This is a genomic window from Bradyrhizobium sp. CER78, from assembly GCF_029846235.1.
Lineage (GTDB): Bacteria > Pseudomonadota > Alphaproteobacteria > Rhizobiales > Xanthobacteraceae > Bradyrhizobium.
In genome coordinates this window covers 50,584-77,518 of record NZ_JARVWP010000002.1, presented here as the reverse complement: position 1 = coordinate 77,518, position 26,935 = coordinate 50,584, and the positions used below count along the sequence as shown (strand labels likewise).

The following is a 26,935-nucleotide window of genomic DNA, read 5'->3' as shown; positions in this document are numbered from 1 at the left end:
TCGCGCGACGCGACTTGTGTTAGCCTCCGCCCGCCAGAAAAAGACGGGAGGCGAACAATGGCCAAGAAGACGGCATCAAGATCCGCAGCCAAGACCGCGGTGAAGAAGAAATGGACCGGGCTCGGCGCCGGTGCCAAGAAATCCTCTGCGCGCAAGACCATCAAGTCCAAGGGCCGCGTCTCGGCGGCGAAGAAGAGCGCGCCCAAAACAGCAACTAAGGCAGCGACCAAGGCACGGCCGAAGCAGCGCGTCGCCATCAGCCATCACCGCGAAGAGGACTTCAAGGCCGATGGGTTGCGCGCCTACGCCAAGTATCGCGACCTCGGCATCGCAGCCGCCTCGCATGGTCTCGCCCAGGCGCACGTGATCCGACTGCAGGGACCGTGCGATCCTGATGAAGTGTCGAAGCTGCACTTCCACGACGTCGATTTCCAGATGGTCTATGTGCTCAAGGGCTGGGTGAAGACCTACATGGAAGGCGAGGGCGAGACGCTGATGCAGGAAGGCAGCGCCTGGACCCAGCCGCCGCGCATCCGGCACATGATCCTGGACTACTCCGACGACGTCGAGCTACTCGAAGTAATCCTGCCGGCCGAGTTCAAGACGGTGGAGTTGAAGGCGTAGATTCCTGTCATTCCGGGGCGCGCGCAGCGCGAGCCCGGAATCCATTTCTCCACTGAGGCTGCGGCCTGATGGATTCCGGGCTCGTCCTTCGGACGCCCCGGAATGACGCGGGTACATACACGTCGGGACCTCGATCACCGCTCTGCGGCAGCCCACCTCTGGACACCGACTTCCGCCAGCGCCTCGAATATCGCCGGCGTGCGTTCCAGGCGGGCGATCGTTCGCGCGCCTTCGAGCGCGGCGACCAATGCGGCTGCGGTAGAGGATGCGCGCGCGGGAGTGAAACCGCATCCCCGAAAATGCTCCGCGACAATTTCGGTCGAGTCGACAAATCCGCGCGCCACCCGTTTGGTCAGCTCGGCGTCGAGCGCGGGCAGCTCATTCGCCAGATTTTGCATCAGACATCCATACTGGAAATCAGAGGCGACCATTTCGGCGGCGAATGTGCGGAAAATCTGCTGAACAAAATTCAGCGCGTCACCCGCCGTACCCGCCGAGATATTCCGTAAAACAGCAATTCTAGCCGCGACGTATTGATCGATTGCTTCTTCTGCGAGCTGTGCCTTGCCGCGTGGAAAGTGAAAGTAGAACGATCCTTTCGGCGCGCCGCTTTCTTCGATGATCTGGGTCAATCCAGTCGCAGTGTAGCCCTGGATGCGAAACAGTCGTTCGGCCGTGGCAATCGCGCGAGCGCGGGCGTCAGTCTTACGTGGCATGCCCTCAACATAATCCGTTTCGCTTGACGCCGCTATGGTGATCGCCATACTATGGCGATCACCATAGAAAGGGTGCGGCGATCGATGCCCCTCTGCCAAATCCTGCGCCAAGCAGCGTCCCGACGAGCCGTCCTGGCGATGGGGGCGGCCAGCCTGGTTGCGGCTTCACTTCGACCGGCCCACGCAAACCCCTCAGGAGGAGCCGATATGACCACATCGACGTATGGCGCGGGCGCGCTTCCCAACGGGGTCCGCTCGCGCATGATCCATGGGGTCAACGGCCTCGATGTCCATATTCTCGAGGCCGGCTACGAAAGCCCCGGCCGGCCGCTTGCACTGCTGCTGCACGGCTTCCCGGATTTGGCTTACGGCTGGCGACACCTGATCCCAATTCTGGCTGACGCCGGGTACCATGTCGTGGCGCCCGACCAGCGGGGTTTTGGCCGCACCACCGGTTGGGTGAACGGCTATGACGCCCCGCTCGAGTCCTTCAGCCTTTTGAATATGACGCGCGACGCCCTCGGATTGGTTTCGGCGCTGGGCTATCGGCGCACGGCAATGCTCGTCGGGCACGACTTCGGCTCGCCCGTGGCGGCCTATTGTGCGCTCGCCCGACCTGACGTGTTTCCCTCGGTGGTGTTGATGAGCGCACCGTTCCCCGGTCCGCCGGCGTTTCCGTTCAACATTGCGGAAAGCGCGCCATCGTCGGTTCAACCGAACACTGGAAATCAAGGTTTAGCGGCCGCGCTGGCGGCGCTCGATCCGCCGAGGCAGCATTATCAACAATACCTGAGCACACGGCAGGCGAACGATGACCTGTGGCACCCCCCTCAAGGTCTCCACGCGTTTCTTCGCGCATTCTTCCACGTCAAGAGCGCGGACTGGCCGGGAAACAAGCCGCATCCGTTGAAGGCGCCAACCGCAATAGAGCTTGCACAAATGCCGACCTATTACGTCATGGATCTCGGCAAGACGATGTCCGAGACCGTCGCTCCATTCCAACCTTCCGCCGCCGAGGTCTCGGCCTGCAAATGGCTCACCGAGCCGGAGCTTGGCGTGTACACGGAGGAGTATGGCCGCACCGGTTTTCAAGGCGCCCTCATGGCTTATCGCGTCTTTTCCGATCCTGGCCTGAACGCTGAGTTGCGGCTGTTTTCAGGCAAGACGATCGATGTCCCGTCGCTCTTCATCGGCGGGACAAGCGATTGGGGCACCTACGCGGCGCCGGGCGCGCTCGATCTGATGAGGACGAAGGCGGCGACGAGGATGCGTGGCGTCGAGCTGATCGACGGTGCGGGTCACTGGATCCAACAGGAGCAGCCGGATCGGCTCGGCACGCTGCTGCTCGCCTTCATCAAGGAGGCGGGCGGGGCGGATCACACCAGCCGCTAAGACGGGATGAGTTTGGGTTGAATCGGCTTGGCGCGGTCTTGGTTCACCTCTCCCCGGGAGAGGTGAAGTTTCGACGCCGTTCCAGCTCAACCTAATCTCATCAGACTCTGGGTCGGGGCATGCCTGTCGTCGCTCTTGAAAATACTGCCCGGCGTCACATCATCGCCCCCACGATCGCCCCCACAGGCACGTCGTCAGCGTGCCCGAGACGATCGACTTCAGCCCGAGCGCGTTGATCTCGTCGCGCCGGGTGGGCGCCATGGATGCCGAGGCCGCCGATCATGATGCCGAGGCTCGCAAAGTTGGCAAAGCCGCACATCAACAGGCTTGTCACGGCTTCGCTTCTGAGCATCACTGCGCCCAGCTATTCGCTGCCCGCCGTATTGCTCGGAAAGGACTGGGGGACAGTGACCGCTGGTACGCGCTTCAAATTTGCGCCCAATGCGATCGCATACGCGGCATTCAATTCGCAAGTCGGGCAGGGTAACGTCACCACCTACGGCGGACAGATCGGTGTGAACGTTGCCTTCGAATCCCCTGCAGTTCGTGCCAGGTACTGAGATTGGCACGCATGCTTATGCGATCCGCTTTGGTCATGCCAACTGCGATACTAGGCTGACCAATTCTGCCTGGCGGTGCGTACCCGTCTTGGAGAATGCTGATTTCAGTTGATTACGTGCTGTCTCTCGCACAATCCGTAGCTGTTGTGCCGCTTGCTCCAGAGATCTGCCGCTCGCCAACAGCGATACCAGCCGGGCTTCAGCCGGGGTGAGATCGAACGCCCGCGAAATCAACGCGGGCTCGGGCGTGCGCGGCGTCAAGTTGGACAAGACAAGCATCACCCGCGCTCCGAGAAAGACGCTGCGGGCCGCACCATCGACAGGCAACACGCGGATGACGACCGGCGGCTTCGCCGTGCGGCGGACCACTACCGGCGCGGCAGGCAGTGCGGCGGTATCAGGCGTCGATCGGACCATGTCGATAAGTTGATCAAGTTCGGTTGCAGCGTTCCTGTCACGTACGACCAGTTGTCGATTTCTAATCCGGATTTCCTCGTCAAATCCGGCATCGGCCGCAGCGTTCGTGCTCAGCACCATGCCCCGCCGGTCGATAACAAGTGCAGGCTGGCGGACCCTGCTCAGCACGTCGGTCATGGAGGTGAGGGCGATCCGGCCTACTGCGGTCGCAAGGGTGGCCGTCTCCGTCAATCGCGGCGCAAGCTGTGCAAGCAAGCGTTTGTCGCGCGCCTCGAACTGACCCTCGCGACCCGTTCGTTGGAGGGTTAGCGCCCAGGCGGCCGACTCGGCCCAAAAGCCGATACCCGCGAACCATCGAAACCCGAACGGATACAGGACCTCATTGTACATGGGATCGGAGCGGATCTGCTCCGGCGTCAGGATATCGTGGTCGGTGACGATCTCGCCGGACATCATGCGCGGAAATCCAGCGGCTCGCGGATCCCGTATGTGCCAATCTTGCTTGAAGTACAGCTGAAGGGCCTCATCGATCGATTGCGTTCGCGGGACGTCTGGCGTTCGAACGTCGCTCTGGAGAAGCATGGCTGCTGATGCCCCTACCGCCCTGCAGATGTCGTCCATGATGGCGGGCCAAGCGGCAGGATCTACCGCAGCTTCCCCAAATCGATCGATGACTCTCGACAACTGATCGCTATCAATTCGGTTTGTCCCCAAGAGCGGCTCCTTTCCGCTTATTCTTGTGCCATCCGTTTCCCCCAGCGGCTGCACAGGCATTTCGTTTTCTGACGTCGCAAGCTGCACCGGACACAGAGGGCCTGCGCGCCGGCCGGCCCATACCCTCTCCAGGGTTGGCCGGCAACTTGGAAATCTCTCGCGACGGCACGGCGAAGTGCAAGGAAATCTTGCCTGGGCATGACGATCTGGTAGTGCGCTCCATCCGGGCTACGATCACGTCATCGCCCCCACGATCGCGCCCATCAGGCACGTCGTCAGCGTGCCTGAGACGACCGACTTCAGCCCGAGCGCGTTGATCTCGTCGCGTCGGGTGGGCGCCATGATGCCGAGGCCGCCGATCATGATGCCGAGGCTCGCGAAGTTGGCAAAGCCGCACATCGCGTAGAGCATGATCAGCCGCGAGCGGGGATCGAGCGCGTCGGGGCCGAGCTTCGACAGATCGACATAGGCGATCAGCTCGTTCAGCACGGTCTTGGTGCCCATCAGGCTTCCCGCCGTGATCGCCTGCGGCCATGGCAGGCCCATCAGCCAGCACACCGGAGCCATCACGTAGCCGAGCAGCCGTTGCAGCGAGATCTTCGCGCCGCCGACCTCCGGCAGCAGGCCGATGATCGCGTTCGCGAGATAGACCAGCGCGACCAGCACCAGCAGCATCGCGATGATGTTCATCAAGAGCTCGAGCCCCGCGGCGGTGCCCTTCACAATGGCGTCCATCGTCGACGACACCTGGATATCGGGATCGTCGAGCGACCCGCCGGTGCGTTTGTCTGTTGTCTCCGGGATCATGATCAGGCTGACCAGGATTGCCGCCGGCGCGCCGAGCACCGAGGCGATGACGAAATGCGCGGGCGCATCCGGGATCAGCGGTGCGAGCAGCGTGGCATAGAGCACCAGCACGGTGCCGGCGATCCCGGCCATGCCGCCGGTCATCACCAGAAACAATTCACTGCGGCTGAGCTGCGCCAGATAGGGGCGGATGAACAACGGGGCCTCGACCATGCCGAGGAAGATATTGGCGGCGGTCGAGAGCCCGACCGCGCCGCCGACGCCGAGCGTGCGCTCCAGCAGCCAGGCCATGCCGCGCACCACAGGCGGCAGCACGCGCCAATAGAACAGCAGCGTCGTCAGCACGCTCATGACCAGCACGATCGGCAGCGCCTGGAAGGCGAGGATGAAATCCGAGCCGGGCGCCTTGGGATCGAACGGCGCCGGGCCGCCGCCGACATAGCCGAACACGAAGGCGGTGCCCGCGCGCGTCGCCGCCGCGATGGTGCCGACGGCATCGTTGATCGCGCCGAAGGCCTGCGTCACCAGCGGCACCTTGATCAGCACCAGCGCGGTGACGACGGTGACCGCGAGCCCGATCGCCGCCTGCCACAGCGACACTTTTCGGTGATTCTCGCTCAACACCCAGGCGATCACGAGCAACGCCACCACGCCGAACGCCGATTGCAACTGCAGCATCACGCCCCCAAGAACCCTCGCGTGATTATGGGTGGGGGGCTCGCGCAGCGCAATGCTGTTGCGCGTTCATCTCGAATCCATTGACAAGTTGCAGGCGCTCGGTCACGCAATCATCCATGTCCTCTGCCACGCCGGCCGGCGCCCGCGATCTGCTCGGCCACAGACCTTTCCTGTTCTTTCTGTCGTCGCGCAGCCTGTCGCGCTTCTCCAGCCAGATCGGCGCGGTGGCGATCGGCTGGCAGATCTACGATCTGACCGGCAGCGCGTTCGACCTCGGCATGGTCGGACTGGTCCAGTTCCTGCCGACGGCGCTATTGGTGTTCGTCGCCGGTCACGCCGCCGACCGCTTCGAGCGCAAGCGCGTGGTGCAGGCCTGCCAGGTCGCGGAAGCGTTGACCGCATTGTTTCTCGCCGGAAGCACTTTTGCCGGCACCATTTCCGAGATCCAGATCTTCGTCGCGACCTTCGTGCTCGGCATCGCCGGCGCGTTCGAGAGCCCGGCGACCGCCGCGCTGCTGCCGCTGATCGCCCCGCAGGGCTCGCTGCAGCGGGCAACCGCAATCTCGAGCGGCGCGGCGCAGGTCGCGACCATCACCGGGCCCGCGCTCGGCGGCTTCGCCTATGCGCTGATGCCGAGCGCGCCCTACGGCATCATGATGGTGTTCTGGCTGCTTGGCGCGCTGCTGACCGGCGGCATCGGCCGGCTGCAGCAGGCGGCGGCGACGAATGGCGAGGTGTCGGATGATTTGTTTGCCGGCGTCACTTTCGTGCGCAGCAATCCGGCGATCCTCGGCACCATCTCGCTAGATCTGTTCGCGGTGCTGTTCGGCGGCGTCACGGCGTTGCTGCCCATCTATGCGCGCGACATCCTGCAGACCGGCCCGCTCGGCCTCGGCATCCTGCGCGCCGCGCCCGCGGTCGGCGCGCTGCTGATGACGATGGTGCTGGCGCGGCACACCATCAACCGCCGCGTCGGCATGCGCATGTTCCAGGCGGTGATCGTGTTCGGCGTCGCGACGGTGGTGTTCGCGCTGTCGCACTGGATGTGGCTGTCGGCGCTGGCGCTCGCGGTGCTCGGCGCAGCTGATACGATCAGTGTCGTGATCCGCTTCTCGCTGGTGCAGCTCGCCACCCCCGACGAAATGCGCGGCCGCGTCGGTGCGGTGAATTTCCTGTTCATCAACGCCTCGAACCAGCTCGGCCAGTTCGAGAGCGGCGTCACCGCGGCGCTGCTCGGCACCGTGCCGTCAGCGGTGCTCGGCGGCGTTGCGACGGTTGCCGTCGCATTGCTCTGGATGAAGCTGTTCCCGACGCTGCGGGACGTGGAGAAGCTGGAGTAGGGGTTCCTTTACCTCGCCCCGCTTGCGGGGAGAGGTCGACGCGAAGCGGCGGGTGAGGGGGACTCACCGCGAGTTCGTCTCTCACCGTCCTCGCGGAGACTCCCCCTCATCCCGACCTTCTCCCCGCACGCGGGGAGAAGGGGAAGATCAGCCCCGCCCCACGAACGGCATCTTGGTCGCCATGACCGTCATGAACAGCACGTTGGCATCGAGCGGCAGGCCGGCCATGTAGGCGACGGCATCGCCGACCGCCTTCGCATCCATGCGTGGCTCGTGCTTGGTGGTGCCGTCCGGCTGCAGCACGCCGGGACCGTTGACCATGCGGTCGGTCATCGGGGTTGCGGCGTTGCCGATATCGACCTGGCCAACCGCGATGTCATACATGCGGCCATCGAGGTTGGAGGCCTTGGTGAGGCCGGTGATGGCGTGCTTGGTCGAGGTATAGGCGGCCGAGAACGGCCGCGGTGCATGCGCCGAGATCGAGCCGTTGTTGATGATGCGGCCGCCGCGCGGTGTCTGGTCCTTCATGATGCGGAAGGCGTGCTGGGTGCACAGGAACGGCGCGGTGAGGTTGGTGTTGACGACGGCCTGCCATTGCTCGAGCGGCAGGTCCTCGAAATGCACCGGCGGCGCGCCCATGCCGGCATTGTTGAACAGCACGTCGAGCCGGCCATAGGTCGCCTTCACCTTGTCGAACAGCGCGGCGATTGCAGCCGGATTGGCCATGTCGGCGGTGATGCACAGGCTCTTGCCGGCGGGACCGAACTTGGCGGTCTCTTCCAGCATCTCCAGGCGGCGCCCGACGAGCACCACGGTGTAGCCCTTGTCCATCAAAGCGAGCGACGCGGCGCGTCCAACGCCGGTGCCGGCGCCGGTTACGAGGGCGATCTTGCGGGTTGCTTCGGTCATCTCCGAGTTTCCTCTTACTTGGTTTTTGCTTCGGTTTCGTTCTTGTAGGGTGGGCGTGGAATGTTCTGGTGCGCCGCGCGCAGCGCCGCCGACCAGCGCGAGCGCAAATCGTGGAAATAGGGCTCGCCGGCCTCGATGCGATGATTGAGGTCTGCCTCGCAGACGTCGGCGCGCACCACCAGGACGTCGATCGGCAGGCCGACGCCGAGATTGGAGCGCATCGTCGAATCCATCGAGATCAGGCCGGTCTTGAGCGCCTCATAGAGCTCGACATCGTAGTGCATGGCGCGGTCGAGCACCGGCTTGCCGTATTTGTGCTCGCCGATCTGCAGATAGGGCGTGTCGGTGGTGCACTCGATGAAGTTGCCGGCGGTGTAGACCATGAACAGGCGCATCCGCGAGCCCTTGATCTGGCCGCCGAACAGGAACGACACGTCGAAGGAGATATCCTCCGAACGCAGCGCCTCGCCCTCGGTAGCGTGCACCGAGCGGATGGCGCGGCCGATCCGCTGCGCCGCCTGGAACATGGTCGGCGCGTTCATCAGCGTCTCGAGCTCGCCGGTGTGCGGATCTTCCATGCCTTCGGTCAGGGTCGACAGCACCGACTGGCTGATCGCCAGATTCCCGGCGCTGGCGATCGCCATGATGCGCTCGCCGGGCTTTTCGAAGATGTGCAGCTTGCGGAAGGTCGAGACATTGTCGAGGCCGGCATTGGTGCGGGTATCGGCGATCATGACGAGGCCGTCGCGCACCAGAATTCCGCAGCAATAGGTCATTTCCAGTCCCCAACGGTCCGAGTTTCTCGGCGCCAAACGTGTAGCCAATTTCGAGGTCGCATCCAACCCTAATTCCCCGTGACGGGACATGCGGCGGCCGGTCAAAAGGGGGAGCCCGATCGCGGAGATCGCCTCTGTTCCAGCCATCGGCTGTCCGGACTTGCGGGCTCCGGTCCCGCTCTGCGTTGCACGCATCCGGCAATGATCCGCGCGCCCTGTCATTGCGAGGCACCTGGCCTTGTGGTCGACTGGCCGCAACCGACAACAACAAGAATTCCGGGAGGCGAGAATGTCGTTGAAACTGGCCGCATGCATCACGGCTTTGGGTGTCGCGGCGATGGCGGCGAGCCCGGCGGCGGCGCAGAAAAGGGGCGGCACGCTGCGGCTCTATCACAACGACAATCCGCCCTCGACCTCGCTGCTCGAGGAATCCACCATCGCCTCGGTGATGCCGTTCGCGGCGGTCTTCAACAACCTCGTGGTGTTCGATCCGGCCAAGACGCACGAAAGCATCGATACCGTGATCCCTGATCTCGCAGAGAGCTGGTCGTTGGACCCGACCAACACGAAACTCACTTTCAGGCTGCATCACGGCGTAAAATGGCATGACGGCCAGCCGTTCACCGCCAAGGACGTGCAATGCACCTGGCGGATGCTGATCGGCAAGAGCGAGACGCAGGACTCCAAAACACAGGACTTCAAGCGCAATCCGCGCAAGGTGTGGTACTCCAAGCTCAGGGACGTCAGCGTCAATGGCGACGATGAGGCAACCTTCGAGCTGACCGAGCCGCAGCCTGGTCTCTTGGCGCTGCTCGCCAGCGCCTTCTCGGTGGTCTATCCCTGCCACGTGCCGCAGCAGGTGATGCGCACCAAGCCAATCGGCACCGGGCCGTTCAAATTCGTCGAATTCCGGCGCGGCGATTCCATTCGTCTGGTTCGCAACCCGGATTACTTCAAGAAGGACCGGCCGTATCTCGACGAGATCACGGTGCGCTCGATCGACAGCCGTGCCACCCGCATGCTGGCGTTCGCAACCGGCGACTATGACATCACCTTTCCGTCCGACGTCAGCATTCCCCTGATGAAGGACGTCAAGGCGCGGGCGCCGAACGCGATCTGCGAGATGACGTCGACCAATCTGCAGATCAATCTTCTGGTCAACCGCGTCAATCCGCCGTTCGACAATCCGGAGATCCGCAAGGCGATGTCGCTGGCGCTGGATCGCAAGGCCTTCAACAGCATCCTGTTCGAGGGCACCGGGCGGCTCGGCGGCGCGATGCAGGCCAAGCCGGAAGGCGAGTGGGGTATGCCGCCGGAGATCCTCTCGACGCTGATGGGATACGGTCCCGACGCCGAGAAGAACCTCGCGGATGCGCAGGCGATCATGCAGAAGCTCGGCTACAGCGATGCCAAGCCGCTGTCGATCAAGATCCAGACCCGCAATCTGCCGACCTATCGCGACCCGGCCGTGATCCTCGCCGACCAGCTCAAGAAGATCTACATCGTCGCCGAGCTCGATATCCTGGACACGCCGCGCTGGTACTCGCGGCTGCAGCGCAAGGACTACACGATCGGCCTCAATGTCACCGGCGTCAGCGTCGACGATCCCGACGGCAATCTGGTCGAGAACTATTCCTGCAACTCGGAGCGCAACTACACCCAGTATTGCAATGCCGAGGTCGACAGGCTGCTCGCGGCGCAGTCGCGCGAGGTCGACAAGGACAAGCGCCGCAAGATCGTGTTCGACATCGAGCATCTGCTGGTCGACGATGCCGCGCGGCCGGTCATCCTGCACTCATCGGCCGGCAATTGCTGGCAGCCTTACGTGAAGAATTTTCAGCCGCACGACAACAGCCAGTACAACAATCTGCGTTTCGAGGATGTGTGGCTGGATAAGTAACGCATGCTGCTCCGCTGGCGACGACATGCGCCGTCGCCCTCGTGCGTTTCGCGTCTTCATTCATTCACGCGACCAAGAGCGGGCCGCGCAGGGATCCGTTGGGATATCCGAAGCCGCTACGGGAGCTCAGATATCAGCTTGGTCCACTCGGCCTCGGGCCACGCCCGCGAGGTGCAGGTCCGAATGTTTCCCATTGAGCTGAGAGCAAGCGCGAGCTTTGTAATGTTGTCGCCGAGGGGCGCTTCGGCGAGGAGAAGGATGTCATGCTCGCCGGAGGTGAGATAGACTTCCTTGATCTCGACACCGAGCTTCGCGCCGAGTTCTCTCGCCGCTTTGCTGCGCTTGGGAGCTTCCTTGACGTTACGAATTCCCTGGTCGGTCCAGTCGATCCTCAATATGAATGTCGCCATGTCGTCCTCCAAGGGTTATGCATTCCCCTTGTCTGCCGCGTGCGCGGCAGGCCAACCTGCTTCATGTTGAAGTTGAAGGAGCGCCATATAAGGCAGGCGCTGCTTTCAGACGGAGATGCCTGCCGACGGCCTGATCGCTGCCCGTTCCGTCAAACGGTGACGTCGGCCCGTCCCGTCTCAAATAGCAGCTCACCGCAGATTACGCCATGTCCCTTGCTCGAGAAAGAGGGCTCCCCGCGTTGTGATCGGGAACGCGGTGGCGAGGCAGCGATCACTCGCCAGCCGGATAAGTGAAGGCGTTGGTCGAGATCACACGTTCCGCGCAAGGATGAGGGGCACAGAAGACTTTCGCGTGCCCAGTTACAAGTCAGGTGTGGGTGTAGTCACCGGGCTTCAATTCGAGCTCTTTGGCGGCGCTTTGCGCTACGACTGTGTCTGGCTCTGCCACTGCCCGGGGCGTCCGGCCTGATCGACCTTGACCGCGACCGTCAGCGTCTCGTTGCCGCCGCCATAGCGGGTGCCGCGGACAGGGGCGGCGCCGAGATAGTCGAGCCCGATCGCGACGCGGGCATGAGCGTCGGTGGTGCAGATGCCGTTGGCGGCGTCGAAGCCGACCCAGCCGAGGTCGGGCACGAAGGCCTCGGCCCAGGCGTGGCCGGCCTGCTGGTTGACCATGCCGTCGGAGCGCAGGAAGTGGCCGGAGACGAACCGCGCCGGAACACCACCGGCGCGCGCACAGGCGATCAGGATGTGCGCGTAGTCCTGGCAGACCCCGCGCTTCAGCGCGAACGCCTCGGAGGCCGAGGTGGCGCTGTTGGTCGGATCCTCGTCGAAGGTCATGTGCTCGTAGATCTGCACCATCAGCGCGTGCAGGAAGCCGAGCACGTCGCTGCCGGCCTCCGCGCGCAGCTCGCGCACGAAACTCGTCATCGCCGGGTTGAGGTCGGTCAGCGGCGTGGGGCGCAGGAACAGGCTGGGCGGAAACCGCTCGTCGCTGCCCTTCAGCACCCCACCGGTGTCCTGGGTTTCGACCAGGCCCTCGCAATGAATGGTGAGGTCGCTGATCGAACCATGCGTCAGCACATGGGTGACGTTGCCGAAGGCGTCCTCATGGGTATCCAGCCGGGAGTCGGTCGAAACGTCGATCTGCCAATCGGCGACATACTGGCCGTCATGGCTGCCCGGCGTCATCCGCAGAATCTGGATCACGCCCGAGGCGGCCGGCTCGTAGCGATAGGTGGTGGTGTGGGCTATCCGCAGGCGCATGTGCGTTCCAGTAGGTCAGATCAGAGCTGGCCGCAACGGGATTTTACCTCTCCCATAGGGAGAGGTCGAATTGCGAAGCAATTCGGGTGAGGGGTCAAGGTCCCTCGATAGACCGAACTCCCTCACCCGGATCGCAAAACGCGATCCGACCTCTCCCTTCGGGAGAGGTAAAGACAGTGCCCGCGGACGGCGCCGATTTCTTTTCCTCTAGATCAGATACTGCTTGGTGATGATCTCACCCAGCCTTGAGTTATCCGCGATGAATTCCTGGATGAATTCGTGCACGCCGTGCTGGAAGATATCGTCCATATGGCTGTGCTCGAGCCGGTTCCTGATGCCGCGGGCGTGGCGCTGGGAGGCGCCCTGGCGGCCATAGGCGACGCCGATCTGGTCCAGATTGCGCACCAGATTGCTGTAGCAGCTGGCAAGCGAGCGCGGCAGCGTGTCGTTGAGGATGAGGAGGTCGGCGATCAGCCAGGGTTTCAGGGTTTCCCGGTAGACCCAGTGATAGGCCGTCGTCGCCGAGACCGAGCGCAGGATCGAGGTCCACTGATAGTAATCCAGCGGCCCGCCGACGTGCTCTTCCTCGGGCAGCAGCATGTGATACTTCACATCGAGGATCCGCGCGGTGTTGTCGGCGCGCTCGAGATGCACGCCGAGCCGCGAGAACCAGTAGGCGTCGTTGCGCAGCATGGTCCGGTAGGCCGAGCCGTCGAAGCGCAGCGAGGTCTCCTGCACGAAGCGCAGGAATTTCGCCAGCTCCTCGCGGTTGGCGGGCCCCTTGTTCCAGACCGCCTGCAACTCGATCCATGCCGAATTGATGGTGTCCCACATCTCCGAGGTCAGCGCGGTTCGCACCGAGCGCGAATTGAGCCGGGCCGCCTCGATGCAGTTCCTGATCGAGGAGGGGTTCTCCGACGAGAAGGAAAGGTACTCGACGACGTTTCGCTCGTTGGCTTCTTCGTAATGGTCATAGAAGGCCGCGCCGACGCCGGCGGTGAGCAGCGCGGAATCCCACTCATTGGTCTTGCCGATATAGGCCGCGGGCAGCGCGGTGACGCGGAGCGTGGCGTCGATCGTGCGCGCGAGGTACTCGGCGCGTTCGACATAGCGGGCCAGCCAGAACAGGTTTTCAGCGGTGCGCGACAGCATGCTTTCAACTACTCGCTCAGTATCCAGGTGTCCTTGGTGCCGCCGCCCTGGCTGGAATTGACCACGAGCGAGCCTTCCTTCAGCGCCACCCGTGTCAGCCCGCCCGGCACGATGGTGGTGTGGCTGGAGCCGGTCAGCACGAACGGGCGGAGGTCGACATGGCGCGGCGCGAGGCCCTTGTCGGTGCAGGTCGGGCAGGTCGACAGCGCCAGCGTCGGCTGGGCGATGAAGCCTTCCGGCTCGCGCTTGAGCTTGTCGCGGAATGCCTCGATGGTCGCCTTGGTGGCGGCGGGGCCGATCAGCATGCCGTAGCCGCCCGAGCCGTGCACTTCCTTGACGACGAGGTCGGCGAGGTTGTCGAGCACGTAGGACAGATCCTGCGGTTCGCGGCAGCGCCAGGTCTGCACGTTCTTCAGAATCGGCTCCTCGCTGAGGTAGAACTTCACGATGTCGGGCATGTAGGAATAGATCGCCTTGTCGTCGGCGATGCCGGTGCCGACCGCGTTGGCGAGCGTGATGTTGCCGGCGGCATAGGCCGACATCAGGCCGGGGACGCCGAGCGCGGAATCCGGCCGGAAGGTCAGGGGATCGAGGAAGTCGTCGTCGACGCGGCGATAGATCACGTCGACCCGCTTCAGCCCCTCGGTGGTGCGCATGAACACCTCGTCGTTCTTGACGATGAGGTCGCGCCCCTCGACCAGTTCGATGCCGAGCTTGTCGGCCAGGAACGAGTGCTCGTAGTAGGCCGAGTTGTAGACGCCGGGCGTCATCAGCGCGACCGTCGGCTCGGCGGAAGCGTTGTGCGGGGCGACCGACCGCAGCGCCGACAGCAGTTCGTCCGGATAGCGTTCGACCGGCGCGACGCGGTGGCGCGAAAACAAGTCCGGAAACAGCCGCATCATGATCTCGCGGTTTTCCAGCATGTAGGACACGCCGGACGGCGTGCGCGCATTGTCCTCCAGCACGATGAAATTGTCCGGATCGGTGCGGATGATGTCGATGCCGGCGATGTGGACGTAGATGTCGTGCGGCACGTCCTGGCCGTTCATCTCCGGCCGGAATACCGGATTCTGGAAGATCAGGTCTTCGGGGATGACGTTGGCGCGCAGGATGTCGCGGCCGTGATAGATATCCCTGAGGAACATGTTGAGCGCGAGCACGCGCTGCTTCAGGCCCTTCTCCAGCAGCGTCCACTCGGTCGCGGACATGATGCGGGGAATGACGTCGAACGGGATCAGCCGCTCCTGGGCTTCGGAATCGCCGTAGACCGCGAAGGTGATGCCGATCCGGCGGAACAGCAGCTCCGCTTCCTGGCGCCGATATTCGAGCGCATCCGGCGGCGTCTCTTTGAGCCAGCGGGAGAGCTCCTGGTAGGCCGGGCGAAGATCCTCGCCGAGGCCGTTCATCTCATCGAACGCGACTGCCATATATCCCGACTGCCCTCCCAAGCCATGTGACACAGTGCATGACTTGATGGGATGGTAGCAAGGGCCGGGCCAGCGCGATATGCATTGGCTTGTGGCATTTGCTAGGGATAGCCAGGAAGGCCTGCCCGAAAAACCGGCTGAGGTCTGCTTAATTCGGCGGCAAAACCCCGTGACATCAAGGCATTGGATCGGCAATGTCAGGGGATCAAGTTAGGGAATGAGACCATGAGCGAGATCGTCACGGCGGGGATATTGGTGATCGGCGACGAGATCCTGTCCGGCCGGACCAAGGACAAGAATATCGGCTTCATCGCCGAATACCTGACCAATATCGGCATCGACCTGAAGGAGGTCCGTGTCGTCGCCGACGACGAGGCCGACATCGTGTCCGCCCTTGATGCGCTGCGGCATAGGTACACCTACGTGTTCACGACAGGCGGGATCGGGCCGACCCATGACGACATCACCGCCGACAGCGTGGCGAAGGCGTTCGGGGTCGATATTCACCATCACCCTGACGTGGTGGCGCGGTTCAGGGAGCGCTGGAGCGAGCAGGACCTCAACGAGGCGCGGCTGCGGATGGCCCGGGTGCCCGATGGCGCCGAGCTGATCCAGAGCGCGACCATCCTGGCGCCCGGCTTCAAGCTCGGCAATGTCATCGTGATGGCCGGCATCCCCACCATCATGCAGGCGATGATGGACATCGTGGCGCCGACCCTGAAATCCGGCGTGCGGATGCTGTCGGACTCGGTCCGCGCCGACGCGCGGGAAGGCGACATCGGCGGCCCGCTGCGGGCGATCGCGGAAGCCAATCCCGACACCATCATCGGCAGCTATCCGTTCCAGGACGAGAACCAGAAGCCGAACACCAATCTGGTGGTCCGCTCGCGCGATCCCGAGAAGCTCGCGACGGCTATGGCGGAGGTGAAGGAGATGTTAAAGCAGGTGCAGGCCGCGCAGAAGAAGCCGGTGGGTTGAAGCGATATGGTTGAGCGAAATTCTGAACCGAGTGCGCAAGATCGGGCCGGCAGGCCGTTCCCGGTCTCGTGGGATCAATTCCACCGGGACTGCCGGGCGCTGACCTGGCGGCTCAACGAGGTCGGTCCGTTCCATGCGGTGATTGCGATCACCCGCGGCGGGCTGGTGCCGGCGGCGATCGTGGCGCGCGAGCTCGGCTTGCGGGTGATCGATACCGTCTGCATCGCCAGCTACGACCATGACAAGCAGGGCGACCTGAAGGTGCTCAAGGGCATTTCGGAGCAGACAGCCAAGCTCGGCGGCGGCACCGGCAAGGGACTCTTGATCGTCGACGACCTCGTCGACACCGGCAAGACCGGCAAGCTGGTGCGCGAGATGCTGCCCGACGCGCATTTCGCAACGGTCTACGCCAAGCCCAAGGGACGGCCGCTGGTCGACACCTACATCACCGAGGTGTCGCAGGACACCTGGATCTTCTTTCCGTGGGACACCGCGCTGTCGTTCCAGCCGCCGATCCGCGACGGGGCTGCCTGACCCACGAGTCATTCCGGGGCGCGTCGAAGACGCGAACCCGGAATCTCGAGATTCCGGGTTTGGTCCTTCGGACCATCCCGGAATGACGGCCGCGGACATTTGGACTCGTCGTCATGCCCCTGCAAAACCGCGTCACTCCCACCGGAGAGATCGTCGCCACGGACCGCCGCGGCACCTTCACCGGCAATCGCGGCATCATCCACGATCCCGCGACCCGCACACTGCTGAACAAGCGCTGGTCGTCGCCGGCGTGGCTCACCTGCGTCTGCGAGTTCAGGGGCCGGCGGCGCGAAGTGATGCGCCGGCAGAGCTGGACCGAACTGTTCTTCCTCGATGAAGCCACGGCCTTCGCGGCCGGACACCGGCCCTGCTTCTACTGCCGCCGCGACGACGCCAACCGGTTTCGCGCCGCCTGGGAGAATGGCAATGGCATCAGTGATCTCAGCGCCAAGGCGATGGATGCGGTGCTGCACGCCGAGCGGCTCGATCGTGGCAAGAAGCGGCTACATGCGCTGCCGATGCCGATTGACGAATTGCCCGACGGGACGATGGTGCAGGCGAACGGGGAAAGCTATCTCGTCGCCGATGGCAAGACGCTGCGTTGGTCGTTCGCCGGCTACGAGTGCGCCGACGCGACCGCTTCCGCGATGCTGCTGACGCCGCCATCGACCGTCCGCGCATTTCAGTCCGGCTATCGGCCGGTGCTGCACCCGAGCGCGGCGGCGGCCCCGGGCTGAGCCCGCCTGGGCTGTCGTTACGACAGCCGCTGCCGCGCCAGCTTTGCACCCGCGCCGAGCGCACTCAGCTTGGCTTCGGCGATATCGCGCCGCATCGGCGCCATGCCGCAATTGGTGGTCGCGATGATGTTGCCCTTCGGCACGTGCTTTGCGACCGCCTCGATCACCCTGACGACATCCTCAGGGGTTTCGACCTCATCGCTCGCGACGTCGATCACGCCGGCCTGCACGATCTTGCCGGGCAGCGCCGCGAGCAGCTCGATCGGCACCTTCGAGTTGCGGCATTCGATCGCGACCTGCTGGATCGTGCTCTTGTCGATCACAGGGAACGTCTCTTCATACTGCCGCCACTCGCCGCCGAGCGTCTCCTTCCAGTCGGTGTTGGCTTTGATGCCGTAGCCGTAGCAGATGTGCACGGCGGTGGCGCAGGTGAGACCCTCGGCGGCGCGCTCCAGCGCCTTGATGCCCCAGTCGCGCACCTGGTCCATGTAGACGTTGAAGGCCGGCTCGTCGAACTGAATCATGTCGACGCCATCGGCCTGCAACGCCTTGGCTTCCTGGTTCAACAGCTCCGCGAAAGCGAACGCCATCTTGACGCGGTCGCCGTAATATTGGTCGGCGATGGTGTCGATGATCGTCATCGGGCCGGGCAGGGTGAACTTCAGCCGGTTCTTGGTGTGGGCGCGCGCCGCACGTGCCTCACCCTCGTGGACGCGGCCCTTGAGCTGCAGCGGCGCGACCACCTGCGGCACCATCGCCTTATAGCGATCCTTGCGGATGCCCATCTCGACCTTGTGGGCGAAATCGATGCCTTCAATGCGCTCCAGAAAACCGTGCACGAAATGCTGGCGCGCCTGCTCGCCGTCGGTGACGATGTCGACGCCGGCATCTTCCTGCAGCTTGACCGCAAGCACGGTGGCATCGCGCTTGGCGCGGGCGAGCTCGGCGCCTTCCGACTTCCACGGCGCCCACAGCATGTTCGGTTCGGCGAGCCATTCCGGCTTCGGCAGCGAGCCTGCGATCGTGGTTGGAAACAGCATGGGTGCCTCCCGATGGGTTCTGATTGAGCGCCTGTGTGCCATGTCCTAGAGTGGACGTACAGAACAACAAAAGTCTTTGTGATGGGGAATAGACGCCGATGATCGATCTGCACTACGCGCCGACGCCGAACGGCTGGAAGATCTCGATCATGCTGGAGGAACTGGGGCTCCCGTACACGGTGATCCCGGTGAACATCCGCGCCGGCGAGCAGTTTAGGTCCGAATTCCTGGCGATCAGCCCGAACAACCGGATCCCCGCGATCGTCGACCATGCGCCTGCCGACGGCGGCGGGCCGTTCTCGGTGTTCGAGACCGGCGCGATCCTGATCTATCTCGCCGACAAGACCGGTCGTTTCCTGTCCAGGGAGTTGCGTGCGCGGTCGAACGTCATCCAATGGGTGATGTGGCAGATGGGCGGCCTCGGCCCGATGCTCGGCCAGCACGGCCATTTCGCGCTCTATGCGGCCGAGAAGATTCCCTACGCGATCGAGCGCTACCGCGACGAGACGGCGCGGCTCTATGGCGTGCTCGACCGCCAGCTCGGCAAGACCGGCGCCTATGTCGCAGGTCCCGACTATTCGATTGCCGACATCGCCTGCTTCCCCTGGACCATGACCCACAAGGCGCAGGGCTTCACCCTCGACGACTACCCGAACATCAAGCGCTGGTACGCCACCGTGCGCGCGCGCCCGCAGGTGCAGGCGGGACTTGCGATCGGAAAATTCGTCAAGGAGCCGTTCGACGAGGAATCACGCAAGAACATGTTCGGCCAGCGTGCGAAGGAGCTGGTCGACAAAAAATAGTGTCCGTTATTCCGCGGCGCGACACGGTCGCGAGCTCTCCGCCTTGCGGCGCATCCCGGAATGACGAGAATGAGCGTGGAAAAGACAAAGGGAAACGCCAATGATCGAATTCTTCTTCGACTGTTCCAGTCCGTGGACTTACCTCGCCTGGCACAACATCCAGCCGCTGGCGAAGGAGTTTGGCGCCGAGATCACCTGGCGGCCGATCCTGGTCGGCGGCATCTTCAACACCGTCAATCCGTCGGTTTACGCGCAGCGCGAGAAGCCGGTGCCGTTGAAGGCGCGCTACATGAAGAAGGATCTTGCCGACTGGGCACGCTCGGCCGGTCTTGCGATCAAGATGCCGCCGAGCGTGTTTCCGGTGAACAGCGTCAAGGCGATGCGCGGCTGCATCTGGCTCGGCAACGAAAAGATGGTGCCGTTCGCGCGCGCGGTGTTCGAGGCCTATTGGGGTGATGACAAGGACATCTCGCAGGATGCCGTGCTAACCGAGATCTGCAGCAAGCTCGGGATCGATCCGGCAAAATTCCTGGCCGGCATCGGCGACCAGGCCATCAAGGATCAGCTCAAGGCCAACACCGAGGAGGTGATGGCGCGCGGCGGCTTCGGCTCGCCCACGATCTATCTCGACAAGACCGATATGTATTTCGGCAACGACCGCCTGCCGCTGATCCGCGAGGCGCTGGCCCGTCTCAAGGCGCGGGCTGCCTGATGCCGAAAGCCGTTGTTTGCCGCGAGCTCGGACCGCCCGAGCGTCTTCAGCTCGAGAATTTTGCTTCGGTGCCATTGCAGCCGGGGCAGGTGCGTGTTGCGATCCGTGCCGCCGGGATCAATTTCCCCGACATCCTGATGGCCGCCGGTGAGTACCAGCTCAAGCCGCCGCTGCCGTTCACACCGGGCTCGGAAGCCGCCGGCGATGTCGTCGAGGTCAAAGACGCTGCCGGTGTCGCGGTCGGCGACAAGGTGATCGTCAAGATGCGCTTCGGCGCCTATTGCGACGAGACGGTCGCTGTGCCGGCGCAGCTCGTGCCGGTGCCGTCGACCTTCGACTACGCGGAAGGCGCGACCTTCCTTGCCGCGCACGGCACGGCCTATCACGCGCTGATCGACCGCGGGCAGATCAAGCCGGGCGAGGTGTTGCTGGTGCATGGGGCCGGCGGCGGCGTCGGGCTTGCCGCGGTCGAGATCGGCAAGCTGCTCGGCGCCACCGTGATCGCGGCAGCCTCATCCGAGGAGAAGCTTACGATCGCCAAGGCGCGCGGCGCGGATCATCTCGTGCTCTATGAACGCGAGCCGTTCCGCGATGCGGTGAAACGTCTCACCGACGGACGCGGCGCGGATGTCGTATTCGATCCGGTTGGTGGAGAAGTGTTCGAGAACTCGATGCGCTGCATCAACTGGGGCGCACGAATTCTCGTCGTCGGCTTCACCGGCGGCATCGGCCTCGCCCGCACCAATCTGTTGATGATCAAGGGCGCGAGCGTGCTCGGCGTGCGCGCCGGCGAGGCGGTGCGCAAGGATCCCGCGCTCGGCGAGGTCAGGTTCAAGGCGCTGAGCGAATGGGCCGAGGCGGGCCGGGTGCGGCCGAATATCTCGCACCGGTTGCCGCTGGAAGACTACGCGAAAGCGATGCGGCTGTTGATCGAGCGCAAGGCGATCGGCCGCGTGGCGCTGATGACCCGATGAAGGTGCGTAGGGCGGGTTAGCCGAAGGCGTAACCCGCCGCCTATCGCCGAGAAGCGGTGGATTACGCTCCGCTAATCCACCCTACGCTTTGGCGAATCGTCCATCCCGCAGAAACGCAATCGTCTGCTCGATTACTTCCCGGTTTCGCACCAGCCAGGGATGCGAGGTGCGGATCACGATGTGATCGGCCATGCCGTCGAGCCTGGTGTTGGCGACCGACACCCTTCCGTCGTGCGGCCGCGGCAGGGCCATGGAGGTGATCGGATAGACCGAGCGGTTGCCGGCGATGATGCCAGCCTCATAGTCGATTGTGGGCAGCAGCGCGCTGGTCGCGGCATCGCGGCGAGTGACGAGCTGCTGGCCGGCCGGGCCGAAGTAGGCGCGATAGGCGGCTAGGTTCTTCAGGCGGTCGGCGATCTCGCTGCCGCCGTTCGGCGTGCCCAGCATCACGACGCGGCCGATCCGCGAGGGTCGATGTCTTGCCAGATAGACGCGGGCCAGTAGCCCGCCCATCGAGTGGCAGACGAAATGCACGGAGCCGTCGAGGCTCTTTGCGAAGGGATCCAGCGAGGGATGGATGTCCTCGGCCAGCGCATCGAGTGGCTTGCGCCGGCTGTCATAGTCGAGATTGAGGGTGGCAAAGCCGGCATCGCTGAGTGCCTGCTCCATCCTGCGAAACGAGCGCGCCGTCCGGCTGATGCCATGCAGCAGGACGACGCCGTCAGATCTGGACGCCGCTTGACGCCGTTCGTTCACTTATAGTCGCGCTCTTGCCACCACGGGAAATAGTCGGGCATATCCGACGAGACCTTGTTCTTGAACTGCGCCGGACGCTTCTCCAGGAACGACACCACGCCTTCCTTGACGTCGTCGGAGCGACCGCGGGCATAGATGCCGCGGCTGTCGACCTTGTGCGCCTCCATCGGATCGTCGGCGCCCATCATGCGCCACATCATCTGGCGGATCAGCGCAACCGACACCGGCGCGGTCTTGGCCGCGAACTCCTTGGCGAGCGCACGCGCGGTCGGCAGCAGCTCGTCCGGCGGCACCACCTTGCTGACCAGCCGGCCGGCGAGCGCCTCCTGCGCCGGGAACACGCGGCCCGAGTAGCACCACTCCAGCGCCTGCGAGATGCCGACGATGCGCGGCAGGAACCAGCTCGAGGCGGCCTCCGGCACGATGCCGCGCTGGGAGAACACGAAGCCGAAGCGCGCGGCTTCGGACGCGATGCGGATATCCATCGCGAGCTGCATGGTAACGCCGATCCCGACCGCCGGACCGTTCACCGCGGCGATGACAGGCTTCAGGCATTTGAAGATGCGCAGTGTCACCTGACCGCCGCCGTCGCGCACCTGCGGATCGCTGTAGTCGACGCTGCCGTCGGCATTGCGCTTGACCGGGCCGCGGCGCGCATCGCGGTCGAAGGTGTTGGCACCGGAGGAGAGGTCGGCGCCGGCGCAGAAGCCGCGGCCTTCGCCGGTCACGATGATCGCCCTGACGTCGTCGTCCTTGTCGGCCTTGTCGAACGCGTCGATCAGCTCCTGCTGCATCGTGGCGTTGAAGGCGTTGAGCTTGTCGGGCCGGTTCAGCGTGATGGTCAGGATCTGCTCGGCGACCTCGTACTTGATCGTCTCATACGCCATGGGGATGATTTCCTCTCGGTTTTCTTGAATGAACGGCGCTGGCGCGCGTCTCCATTCAGTTAACCCGGCAATCATCCCTTGTGAAGAAGTCGGATGCGCAGGCTGAGCTCCGCGCATCCGACTTGCGTTGAGGCGCTACTTCTTCGGCGGTGTCGGCCACGGCTTTTGCGGGCCGCGCAGGCCTTCGAACGCCTTGCCCATGCCGAGCACACCGATGTCGTCGAAGCGCCGGCCGATGATCTGGACACCGATCGGAAAGCCCTTCTTGTCGTAGCCGCCGTTGATCGCGAGTGCCGGGTTCTCCGACATATTCCACGGCACGGTAAAGCAGATGTGCTCGAACGGCTTCGCCGGGTCGTTGAGCGGTGCTGCGAACTCCGCCGGGAAGTTCACCACCGGCGACACCGGCGCGATCACGTAGTCGACCTCGCAGAACAGTTTTGCCGCGGCTGCGCGGATCGCCATCGTCTGGTTGAAGCCGCGCACCACGTCGACGCCGGAGAGTTTTGCGCCGGCCTCGGCCCAGTTGAGGATGTAGGGCAGGGTCTTGCTGCGATCGGCCTCAGACAATTTCGACAGCTCGTCCCAGGTCCGCGCACGCCAGAAATTGTCGAGCCCTTCGAGCATCTCGGGCGTGAGGATGCCGTCGATCTCGGTGATCACAGCGCCGGCGGATTCGAACGCCTTCGCCGCCTTGACGACGACCTCGCGAACCTCCTTCTCGACCTTCTGGCCGGATCCGGCATCGAGCATCAGCCCGATGCGCAGCTTGCGCGGCGACTTCTCCAGCGCTTTCCAGTTCACCTCGAGCGCCGGCAGGCTCATGCCGTCGCGGCGATCGGGGCGCGACAGCACGCTCATCATCAGCGCGGCGTCGTCGACGGTGCGGGTCATCGGCCCCGCGACGCGGCCGACATAGGGCGGATCGATCGGCACGCGGCCGAGGCTCGGCTTCAGCGCGACGAGGCCGCACCAGGAGGCCGACAGCCGCACCGAGCCGCCGATGTCGGTGCCGAGATGCAGCGGGCCGTAGCCGGCAGCGCCGGCGGCGCCCGCGCCCGAGCTCGATCCGCCCGGGTTCTTGCTGACATCCCAGGGATTGCGGGTGAGGGGATGGAATGACGACAGGCCCGACGACAGCATGCCGTAATCCGGCATCGTGGTCTTGGAGAAGATCACGCAGCCGGCTTCACGCAGCCGCGCGGCGGGCGGCGCATCCTTCTCCGCGGGCGCGAGCTTGACGCTGGCGGCGCCGAGCGGCACCGGCTGGCCCTTGGTCGCGACGTTGTCCTTGATGGTGACGGGCACGCCGTCGAGCGTGCCGGCAGGCTCGGCCTGCTGCCAGCGTTCGGTCGAGGCCTTGGCGACCTTTCGCGCCCCGTCGGGGTCGTACAGATACAGCGCCTTGATGTGCGGCTCCCAGGTCGCGACCTGGGAGATGATTTCCTCGAGCACTTCGGACGGCGAGAACTGCTTGGCACGATAGCCGGCGAGCAGGTCGACGGCGGAGAGATCGTGCAGCGACGTGATGGCGTCCCCTTTCGGCTTATGCATGCGCACCTGCCGGCATGCGTTTCTCGATGATACGGGCGAACATGCTGGCGCCGATCGGGAGGATCTTGTCGTCGAGAACGTAACCGGGATTGTGCACGGGCACTGAACCGTCATGGCCGACCCAGAAATACGCACCGGGAACGGCCTGCATCATGTCGGCGAAATCCTCGCTGCCCATCTTGGGCGTCGAGCGGGTGATCACCTTGGCCGGATCGACCACGGTGCGCGCGACTTCCTCGACCACGCGGGACTGCTCTTCCTGGTTGACCAGCACGCTGAAGCCGTCGCGGATCTCGACCGAGATTTCAGCTTCATACGCGGCGGCAAAGCCGGCGCAGATCTCGCGCATGCGCTTGCGGATCAGCGCGCGGATCTCCTCGGAGAAGCAGCGCACCGTGCCGCACATCCAGGCATCCCCGGGAATGACGTTGTAGGCCGAACCGGAATGGATCTGGGTGATCGACAGCACCGCTGCCTGCAGCGGATCGACGTTGCGGCTGACGATCGACTGCAGCGCCTGTCCGAGCGTCATTGCGATCACGACCGCGTCCTTGGAGCGCTCCGGCATCGCGCCATGGGCGCCATAGCCCTGGATCCTGATGTCGAAGAAGTCGGCTGCGGCCATTGCCGGGCCCGGGAGGATCGCGATCTCGCCATGGTTCAGGTCGGGCGCGTTGTGCAGGCCGTAGACCTCGTCGCAGGGGAACTGCTTGAACAGGCCGTCCTTGATCATGGCGCGGGCGCCGCCGAGGCCTTCCTCGGCCGGCTGGAAGATGAAATGCACGGTGCCGTCGAAATTGCGGGTTTCGGCGAGATAGCGCGCCGAGCCGAGCAGCATCGTGGTGTGACCGTCATGGCCGCAGCCGTGGAAGCGGCCGGGGATGGTCGAACGCCACTTCAGATTGGTGTTCTCCTCCATCGGCAGCGCGTCCATGTCGGCGCGCAGGCCGATCTTCCTGGTGCCGTTGCCCTTGCCCTTGAGCACGCCGACCACGCCGGTGCCGCCTAGGCCGCGATGCACCTCGATGCCCCAGCTCGTCAGCTTCTCGGCGACGATGCCTGACGTGCGGACCTCCTCGAAGCCGATCTCGGGATGCGCATGCAGATCCCGTCTGATGGCGGTGAGTTCGTCGGCAAAACTGTCGATGCGCTCAATGGTCGGCATGGCTCTCTATCCGTTTGTGCGTGATGGGGAGGTGGGTGTGAAAGTGGGGCCGTTAGGCTTGATACGAATGCCGGGACGCAAATGTTTCCACGGCAGTGTGGCGGTGTCGGCCGGCATTGCGCCGGGCGCGGCGCAGATCAGCAGTTTCTCCGCGATCGGTTCGAAATCGGCGCGGAAATGCACCGAGCTCTTGTTGACCAGGATCTTCTGCGCGGTCGGCTCGATGCCGACATAGCGGTACATCGACTGATCAGCAAGCTGGGCCTTGTAGGAGCCGACGACGACGCGGACGTCGCCGACCCGCAGGCAGGCCGAGGGTCCCATATCCATGTCGCGGCCGCCGAAATAGGGGCCGGGCGCGACGAATTTGCCATCCGACAGTTGCTCGACAACGAAAGTCTCCCGGTAGGGTGCGTCGCCGGGAATGCCGGACTTGCCGCCGAGTTCGAGCGTGACCGATGCCCCGACGCCGGCCGCATGCGCGGCCTTGGCCGATTGCGGGTCGTAGATCACGCCGGTTGCGGCGCTCGCTCGGTTGCGCACCAGCGCGCGCAGCATGCCCGTGGTGTCGGAATCGCCGCCGGCGCCGGGATTGTCCTGGGTGTCGGCGATGATGATCGGCTTGCTGGCCGACTTCGCCAGTTGCATCGCCAGCTGCACGCCTTCATCAGGCGAATAGATCCGGCCGTCGAAATCGTCCTCATGGCTCTCGACCAGGGCGACGACGTTGTCGGCGGCGGCATCCGCATCGGCCTGCGTTCGGCCGTAGGCGAACACGCTCGGCCCGCAATCCCTGAAATCGGCCGCCGGGAAGCCCGGCGCAAACGACAGCGTCGGCACCGCGTCGCTCTCCAGCGCGGCGAGCTTCTGATAGATGCCCTTGGTCGGCTGGTCGTTGGTGCATTGCCAGCTGATCGGGATCAGGAACGGCAATTGCCGGAATGCTTTTGCAAAGCGCTGCCCGGACTTGAGCATCAGCGCCAGATGCCGCGCGCAGGCGCGGCCGGTGTCGGCCATGTCGACATGCGGATAGGTACGGTAGGCGATCAGCGCATCGGCATGTTCGATCATCTTGGGCGAGACGTTCGCGTGCAGATCGAGGCTCACCACCAGCGGCAAATCGTTGCCGATCGCCTTGCGCACGCGCGCCAGCGTTTCGCCCTCGCCGTCGTCATGATGCTCGGTGACCATGGCGCCGTGCAGGTCGAGATAGACCGCATCGACCGGCCCGGCCGCGACAATGCCGTCGACCATCTCGGTCACGATCCGCTCGAACGCATCCTTGCTGACATGCGCCGACGGGCTCGCCGCGGCGAAAATCGTCGGCACCAGCTCCCAGCCGTTGGCTTCAGCGGCCTCGACGAACCCGGCGAGGCCGACATTGATCTTGCGCATGACCTTGAGCACGTCGGCGCCGTGCGTCATGGACGGCCAGCCGCCGCCATGCACGAAGTCGTCATAGGTTGCCTTCGTCGGCGCGAAGGTGTTGGTCTCGTGCAGGAAGCCGCCAACGGCAATGCGGGTCATCAAGGTCTCGACAGGTTTCTTCGATGATGAAGCGATTTGGAAGCAATCGCATCATCCCGTCATTTCAGTTGAGCATGACCGTTCGAAAGCCGGTTCGCCTCTTCCGGATCCCGCTCTAGCGCGCGACGTTAAGCGTGTCGTCGCGCCAAGCGCAAGTCGGCGAGCACTGCCGGAATTGCA

The 26,935-nt window shown here is 64.2% G+C and carries 25 protein-coding genes and 1 pseudogene; 10 read left to right on the top strand and 16 right to left on the bottom strand.

All coding sequences use genetic code 11. The features are described from left to right. Window positions 1–57 precede the first annotated feature (57 nt). The gene (locus tag QDT69_RS03415) at window positions 58–624 is read left to right on the top strand and encodes a cupin domain-containing protein (RefSeq protein ID WP_279705246.1); all 567 of its coding nucleotides are present in this window, start codon (window positions 58–60) and stop codon (window positions 622–624) included. A 134-nt stretch (window positions 625–758) separates the two neighbouring features. On the opposite strand, the gene QDT69_RS03410 is transcribed toward QDT69_RS03415, so the two are convergent. Further along, window positions 759–1,340 (bottom strand): TetR/AcrR family transcriptional regulator, encoded by a 582-nt coding sequence (locus QDT69_RS03410; protein ID WP_279705685.1) that lies wholly within the window; start codon window positions 1,338–1,340, stop codon window positions 759–761. A gap of 207 nt (window positions 1,341–1,547) precedes the next feature. Here QDT69_RS03410 and QDT69_RS03405 point away from each other — a divergent pair, with 207 nt between their 5' ends. Further along, a complete protein-coding gene (locus QDT69_RS03405) occupies window positions 1,548–2,732 on the top strand; it encodes an alpha/beta hydrolase (RefSeq protein ID WP_279705245.1) in 1,185 nt (394 codons plus the stop codon). Between the two features lie 159 nt (window positions 2,733–2,891). On the opposite strand, the pseudogene QDT69_RS03400 reads toward QDT69_RS03405, so the two are convergent. The 3 genes and pseudogenes from QDT69_RS03400 to QDT69_RS03390 form a co-directional block, all read right to left on the bottom strand. Further along, window positions 2,892–3,051, bottom strand: a pseudogene (locus tag QDT69_RS03400) (nucleoside transporter C-terminal domain-containing protein); the annotation flags it as partial. Window positions 3,052–3,325: 274 nt separating this feature from the next. Further along, window positions 3,326–4,165: a hypothetical protein gene (locus tag QDT69_RS03395; protein WP_279705244.1), complete on the bottom strand. Its 840-nt coding sequence runs from the start codon at window positions 4,163–4,165 to the stop codon at window positions 3,326–3,328. 492 nt (window positions 4,166–4,657) lie between these two features. Beyond that, window positions 4,658–5,908 (bottom strand): nucleoside transporter C-terminal domain-containing protein, encoded by a 1,251-nt coding sequence (locus QDT69_RS03390; protein WP_279705243.1) that lies wholly within the window; start codon window positions 5,906–5,908, stop codon window positions 4,658–4,660. A gap of 116 nt (window positions 5,909–6,024) precedes the next feature. Here QDT69_RS03390 and QDT69_RS03385 point away from each other — a divergent pair, with 116 nt between their 5' ends. Beyond that, on the top strand, window positions 6,025–7,248 hold the full coding sequence (locus QDT69_RS03385) for an MFS transporter (RefSeq protein ID WP_279705242.1): 1,224 nt from the start codon (window positions 6,025–6,027) through the stop codon (window positions 7,246–7,248). A gap of 147 nt (window positions 7,249–7,395) precedes the next feature. On the opposite strand, the gene QDT69_RS03380 is transcribed toward QDT69_RS03385, so the two are convergent. Both QDT69_RS03380 and QDT69_RS03375 read right to left on the bottom strand, forming a co-directional pair. Continuing rightward, window positions 7,396–8,157 (bottom strand): SDR family NAD(P)-dependent oxidoreductase, encoded by a 762-nt coding sequence (locus QDT69_RS03380; RefSeq protein WP_279705241.1) that lies wholly within the window; start codon window positions 8,155–8,157, stop codon window positions 7,396–7,398. A gap of 14 nt (window positions 8,158–8,171) precedes the next feature. After that, entirely contained in the window at window positions 8,172–8,933 is a 762-nt protein-coding gene (locus tag QDT69_RS03375) for a proteasome-type protease (RefSeq protein ID WP_050422298.1), read from the bottom strand. A gap of 289 nt (window positions 8,934–9,222) precedes the next feature. On the opposite strand from QDT69_RS03375, the gene QDT69_RS03370 reads away from it, so the two are divergent. Continuing rightward, window positions 9,223–10,833 (top strand): ABC transporter substrate-binding protein, encoded by a 1,611-nt coding sequence (locus QDT69_RS03370; protein ID WP_279705239.1) that lies wholly within the window; start codon window positions 9,223–9,225, stop codon window positions 10,831–10,833. A gap of 116 nt (window positions 10,834–10,949) precedes the next feature. On the opposite strand, the gene QDT69_RS03365 is transcribed toward QDT69_RS03370, so the two are convergent. From QDT69_RS03365 to QDT69_RS03350, 4 genes are all read right to left on the bottom strand, one after another. After that, window positions 10,950–11,243 (bottom strand): GYD domain-containing protein, encoded by a 294-nt coding sequence (locus QDT69_RS03365; protein ID WP_279705238.1) that lies wholly within the window; start codon window positions 11,241–11,243, stop codon window positions 10,950–10,952. Between the two features lie 423 nt (window positions 11,244–11,666). Beyond that, window positions 11,667–12,509 (bottom strand): transglutaminase family protein, encoded by an 843-nt coding sequence (locus tag QDT69_RS03360; protein WP_279705237.1) that lies wholly within the window; start codon window positions 12,507–12,509, stop codon window positions 11,667–11,669. Between the two features lie 207 nt (window positions 12,510–12,716). Next, entirely contained in the window at window positions 12,717–13,661 is a 945-nt protein-coding gene (locus QDT69_RS03355) for an alpha-E domain-containing protein (protein ID WP_279705236.1), read from the bottom strand. Window positions 13,662–13,669: 8 nt separating this feature from the next. Beyond that, window positions 13,670–15,088 carry a circularly permuted type 2 ATP-grasp protein gene (locus tag QDT69_RS03350; protein WP_279705235.1) on the bottom strand — a complete coding sequence of 473 codons (1,419 nt, stop codon included), beginning with the start codon at window positions 15,086–15,088 and terminating at the stop codon, window positions 13,670–13,672. Between the two features lie 225 nt (window positions 15,089–15,313). Here QDT69_RS03350 and QDT69_RS03345 point away from each other — a divergent pair, with 225 nt between their 5' ends. The 3 genes from QDT69_RS03345 to QDT69_RS03335 all read left to right on the top strand — a co-directional run bounded on the left by QDT69_RS03345 (window position 15,314) and on the right by QDT69_RS03335 (window position 17,337). After that, complete coding sequence (locus tag QDT69_RS03345; protein WP_279705234.1) at window positions 15,314–16,066, top strand: molybdopterin-binding protein; 753 nt, start codon at window positions 15,314–15,316, stop codon at window positions 16,064–16,066. 6 nt (window positions 16,067–16,072) lie between these two features. After that, on the top strand, window positions 16,073–16,600 hold the full coding sequence (gene gpt / locus QDT69_RS03340) for a xanthine phosphoribosyltransferase (protein WP_279705233.1): 528 nt from the start codon (window positions 16,073–16,075) through the stop codon (window positions 16,598–16,600). A 113-nt stretch (window positions 16,601–16,713) separates the two neighbouring features. Continuing rightward, window positions 16,714–17,337 (top strand): hypothetical protein, encoded by a 624-nt coding sequence (locus QDT69_RS03335; RefSeq protein ID WP_279705232.1) that lies wholly within the window; start codon window positions 16,714–16,716, stop codon window positions 17,335–17,337. Window positions 17,338–17,354: 17 nt separating this feature from the next. On the opposite strand, the gene QDT69_RS03330 is transcribed toward QDT69_RS03335, so the two are convergent. Beyond that, a complete protein-coding gene (locus QDT69_RS03330) occupies window positions 17,355–18,377 on the bottom strand; it encodes a methionine synthase (RefSeq protein WP_279705231.1) in 1,023 nt (340 codons plus the stop codon). Between the two features lie 98 nt (window positions 18,378–18,475). On the opposite strand from QDT69_RS03330, the gene QDT69_RS03325 reads away from it, so the two are divergent. The 3 genes from QDT69_RS03325 to QDT69_RS03315 all read left to right on the top strand — a co-directional run bounded on the left by QDT69_RS03325 (window position 18,476) and on the right by QDT69_RS03315 (window position 20,866). Then, window positions 18,476–19,180 (top strand): glutathione binding-like protein, encoded by a 705-nt coding sequence (locus tag QDT69_RS03325; protein WP_279705230.1) that lies wholly within the window; start codon window positions 18,476–18,478, stop codon window positions 19,178–19,180. Between the two features lie 100 nt (window positions 19,181–19,280). Next, window positions 19,281–19,892, top strand: coding sequence for a 2-hydroxychromene-2-carboxylate isomerase (locus tag QDT69_RS03320; protein WP_279705229.1), 612 nt, complete (start codon window positions 19,281–19,283; stop codon window positions 19,890–19,892). Beyond that, window positions 19,892–20,866 carry an NADPH:quinone oxidoreductase family protein gene (locus tag QDT69_RS03315; RefSeq protein ID WP_279705228.1) on the top strand — a complete coding sequence of 325 codons (975 nt, stop codon included), beginning with the start codon at window positions 19,892–19,894 and terminating at the stop codon, window positions 20,864–20,866. Before QDT69_RS03320 ends, QDT69_RS03315 begins: the two co-directional genes overlap by 1 nt. A gap of 81 nt (window positions 20,867–20,947) precedes the next feature. On the opposite strand, the gene QDT69_RS03310 is transcribed toward QDT69_RS03315, so the two are convergent. The 5 genes from QDT69_RS03310 to QDT69_RS03290 form a co-directional block, all read right to left on the bottom strand. Next, window positions 20,948–21,622, bottom strand: a complete 675-nt coding sequence (locus tag QDT69_RS03310) for an alpha/beta fold hydrolase (protein WP_279705227.1) — start codon at window positions 21,620–21,622, stop codon at window positions 20,948–20,950. Beyond that, window positions 21,619–22,509 (bottom strand): crotonase/enoyl-CoA hydratase family protein, encoded by an 891-nt coding sequence (locus tag QDT69_RS03305; protein ID WP_279705226.1) that lies wholly within the window; start codon window positions 22,507–22,509, stop codon window positions 21,619–21,621. The genes QDT69_RS03310 and QDT69_RS03305 overlap by 4 nt, the downstream gene beginning before the upstream one ends. Before the next feature lie 135 nt (window positions 22,510–22,644). Continuing rightward, on the bottom strand, window positions 22,645–24,063 hold the full coding sequence (locus QDT69_RS03300; RefSeq protein WP_279705225.1) for an amidase: 1,419 nt from the start codon (window positions 24,061–24,063) through the stop codon (window positions 22,645–22,647). Then, window positions 24,056–25,228, bottom strand: coding sequence for a M20 family metallopeptidase (locus QDT69_RS03295; RefSeq protein WP_279705224.1), 1,173 nt, complete (start codon window positions 25,226–25,228; stop codon window positions 24,056–24,058). The genes QDT69_RS03300 and QDT69_RS03295 overlap by 8 nt, the downstream gene beginning before the upstream one ends. Window positions 25,229–25,234: 6 nt before the next feature. After that, complete coding sequence (locus tag QDT69_RS03290) at window positions 25,235–26,755, bottom strand: M81 family metallopeptidase (RefSeq protein WP_279705223.1); 1,521 nt, start codon at window positions 26,753–26,755, stop codon at window positions 25,235–25,237. Between the last annotated feature and the right edge of the window lie 180 nt (window positions 26,756–26,935).

Coding starts and splice junctions, on each gene's coding strand:
- QDT69_RS03415 (WP_279705246.1), top strand. CDS start 58: ATGGCCAAGAAGACGGCATCAAGATCCGCAGCCAAGACCGCGGTGAAG.
- QDT69_RS03410 (WP_279705685.1), bottom strand. CDS start 1,340: ATGCCACGTAAGACTGACGCCCGCGCTCGCGCGATTGCCACGGCCGAA.
- QDT69_RS03405 (WP_279705245.1), top strand. CDS start 1,548: ATGACCACATCGACGTATGGCGCGGGCGCGCTTCCCAACGGGGTCCGC.
- QDT69_RS03395 (WP_279705244.1), bottom strand. CDS start 4,165: ATGATGTCCGGCGAGATCGTCACCGACCACGATATCCTGACGCCGGAG.
- QDT69_RS03390 (WP_279705243.1), bottom strand. CDS start 5,908: ATGCTGCAGTTGCAATCGGCGTTCGGCGTGGTGGCGTTGCTCGTGATC.
- QDT69_RS03385 (WP_279705242.1), top strand. CDS start 6,025: ATGTCCTCTGCCACGCCGGCCGGCGCCCGCGATCTGCTCGGCCACAGA.
- QDT69_RS03380 (WP_279705241.1), bottom strand. CDS start 8,157: ATGACCGAAGCAACCCGCAAGATCGCCCTCGTAACCGGCGCCGGCACC.
- QDT69_RS03375 (WP_050422298.1), bottom strand. CDS start 8,933: ATGACCTATTGCTGCGGAATTCTGGTGCGCGACGGCCTCGTCATGATC.
- QDT69_RS03370 (WP_279705239.1), top strand. CDS start 9,223: ATGTCGTTGAAACTGGCCGCATGCATCACGGCTTTGGGTGTCGCGGCG.
- QDT69_RS03365 (WP_279705238.1), bottom strand. CDS start 11,243: ATGGCGACATTCATATTGAGGATCGACTGGACCGACCAGGGAATTCGT.
- QDT69_RS03360 (WP_279705237.1), bottom strand. CDS start 12,509: ATGCGCCTGCGGATAGCCCACACCACCACCTATCGCTACGAGCCGGCC.
- QDT69_RS03355 (WP_279705236.1), bottom strand. CDS start 13,661: ATGCTGTCGCGCACCGCTGAAAACCTGTTCTGGCTGGCCCGCTATGTC.
- QDT69_RS03350 (WP_279705235.1), bottom strand. CDS start 15,088: ATGGCAGTCGCGTTCGATGAGATGAACGGCCTCGGCGAGGATCTTCGC.
- QDT69_RS03345 (WP_279705234.1), top strand. CDS start 15,314: ATGAGCGAGATCGTCACGGCGGGGATATTGGTGATCGGCGACGAGATC.
- gpt (WP_279705233.1), top strand. CDS start 16,073: ATGGTTGAGCGAAATTCTGAACCGAGTGCGCAAGATCGGGCCGGCAGG.
- QDT69_RS03335 (WP_279705232.1), top strand. CDS start 16,714: ATGCCCCTGCAAAACCGCGTCACTCCCACCGGAGAGATCGTCGCCACG.
- QDT69_RS03330 (WP_279705231.1), bottom strand. CDS start 18,377: ATGCTGTTTCCAACCACGATCGCAGGCTCGCTGCCGAAGCCGGAATGG.
- QDT69_RS03325 (WP_279705230.1), top strand. CDS start 18,476: ATGATCGATCTGCACTACGCGCCGACGCCGAACGGCTGGAAGATCTCG.
- QDT69_RS03320 (WP_279705229.1), top strand. CDS start 19,281: ATGATCGAATTCTTCTTCGACTGTTCCAGTCCGTGGACTTACCTCGCC.
- QDT69_RS03315 (WP_279705228.1), top strand. CDS start 19,892: ATGCCGAAAGCCGTTGTTTGCCGCGAGCTCGGACCGCCCGAGCGTCTT.
- QDT69_RS03305 (WP_279705226.1), bottom strand. CDS start 22,509: ATGGCGTATGAGACGATCAAGTACGAGGTCGCCGAGCAGATCCTGACC.
- QDT69_RS03300 (WP_279705225.1), bottom strand. CDS start 24,063: ATGCATAAGCCGAAAGGGGACGCCATCACGTCGCTGCACGATCTCTCC.
- QDT69_RS03295 (WP_279705224.1), bottom strand. CDS start 25,228: ATGCCGACCATTGAGCGCATCGACAGTTTTGCCGACGAACTCACCGCC.
- QDT69_RS03290 (WP_279705223.1), bottom strand. CDS start 26,755: ATGACCCGCATTGCCGTTGGCGGCTTCCTGCACGAGACCAACACCTTC.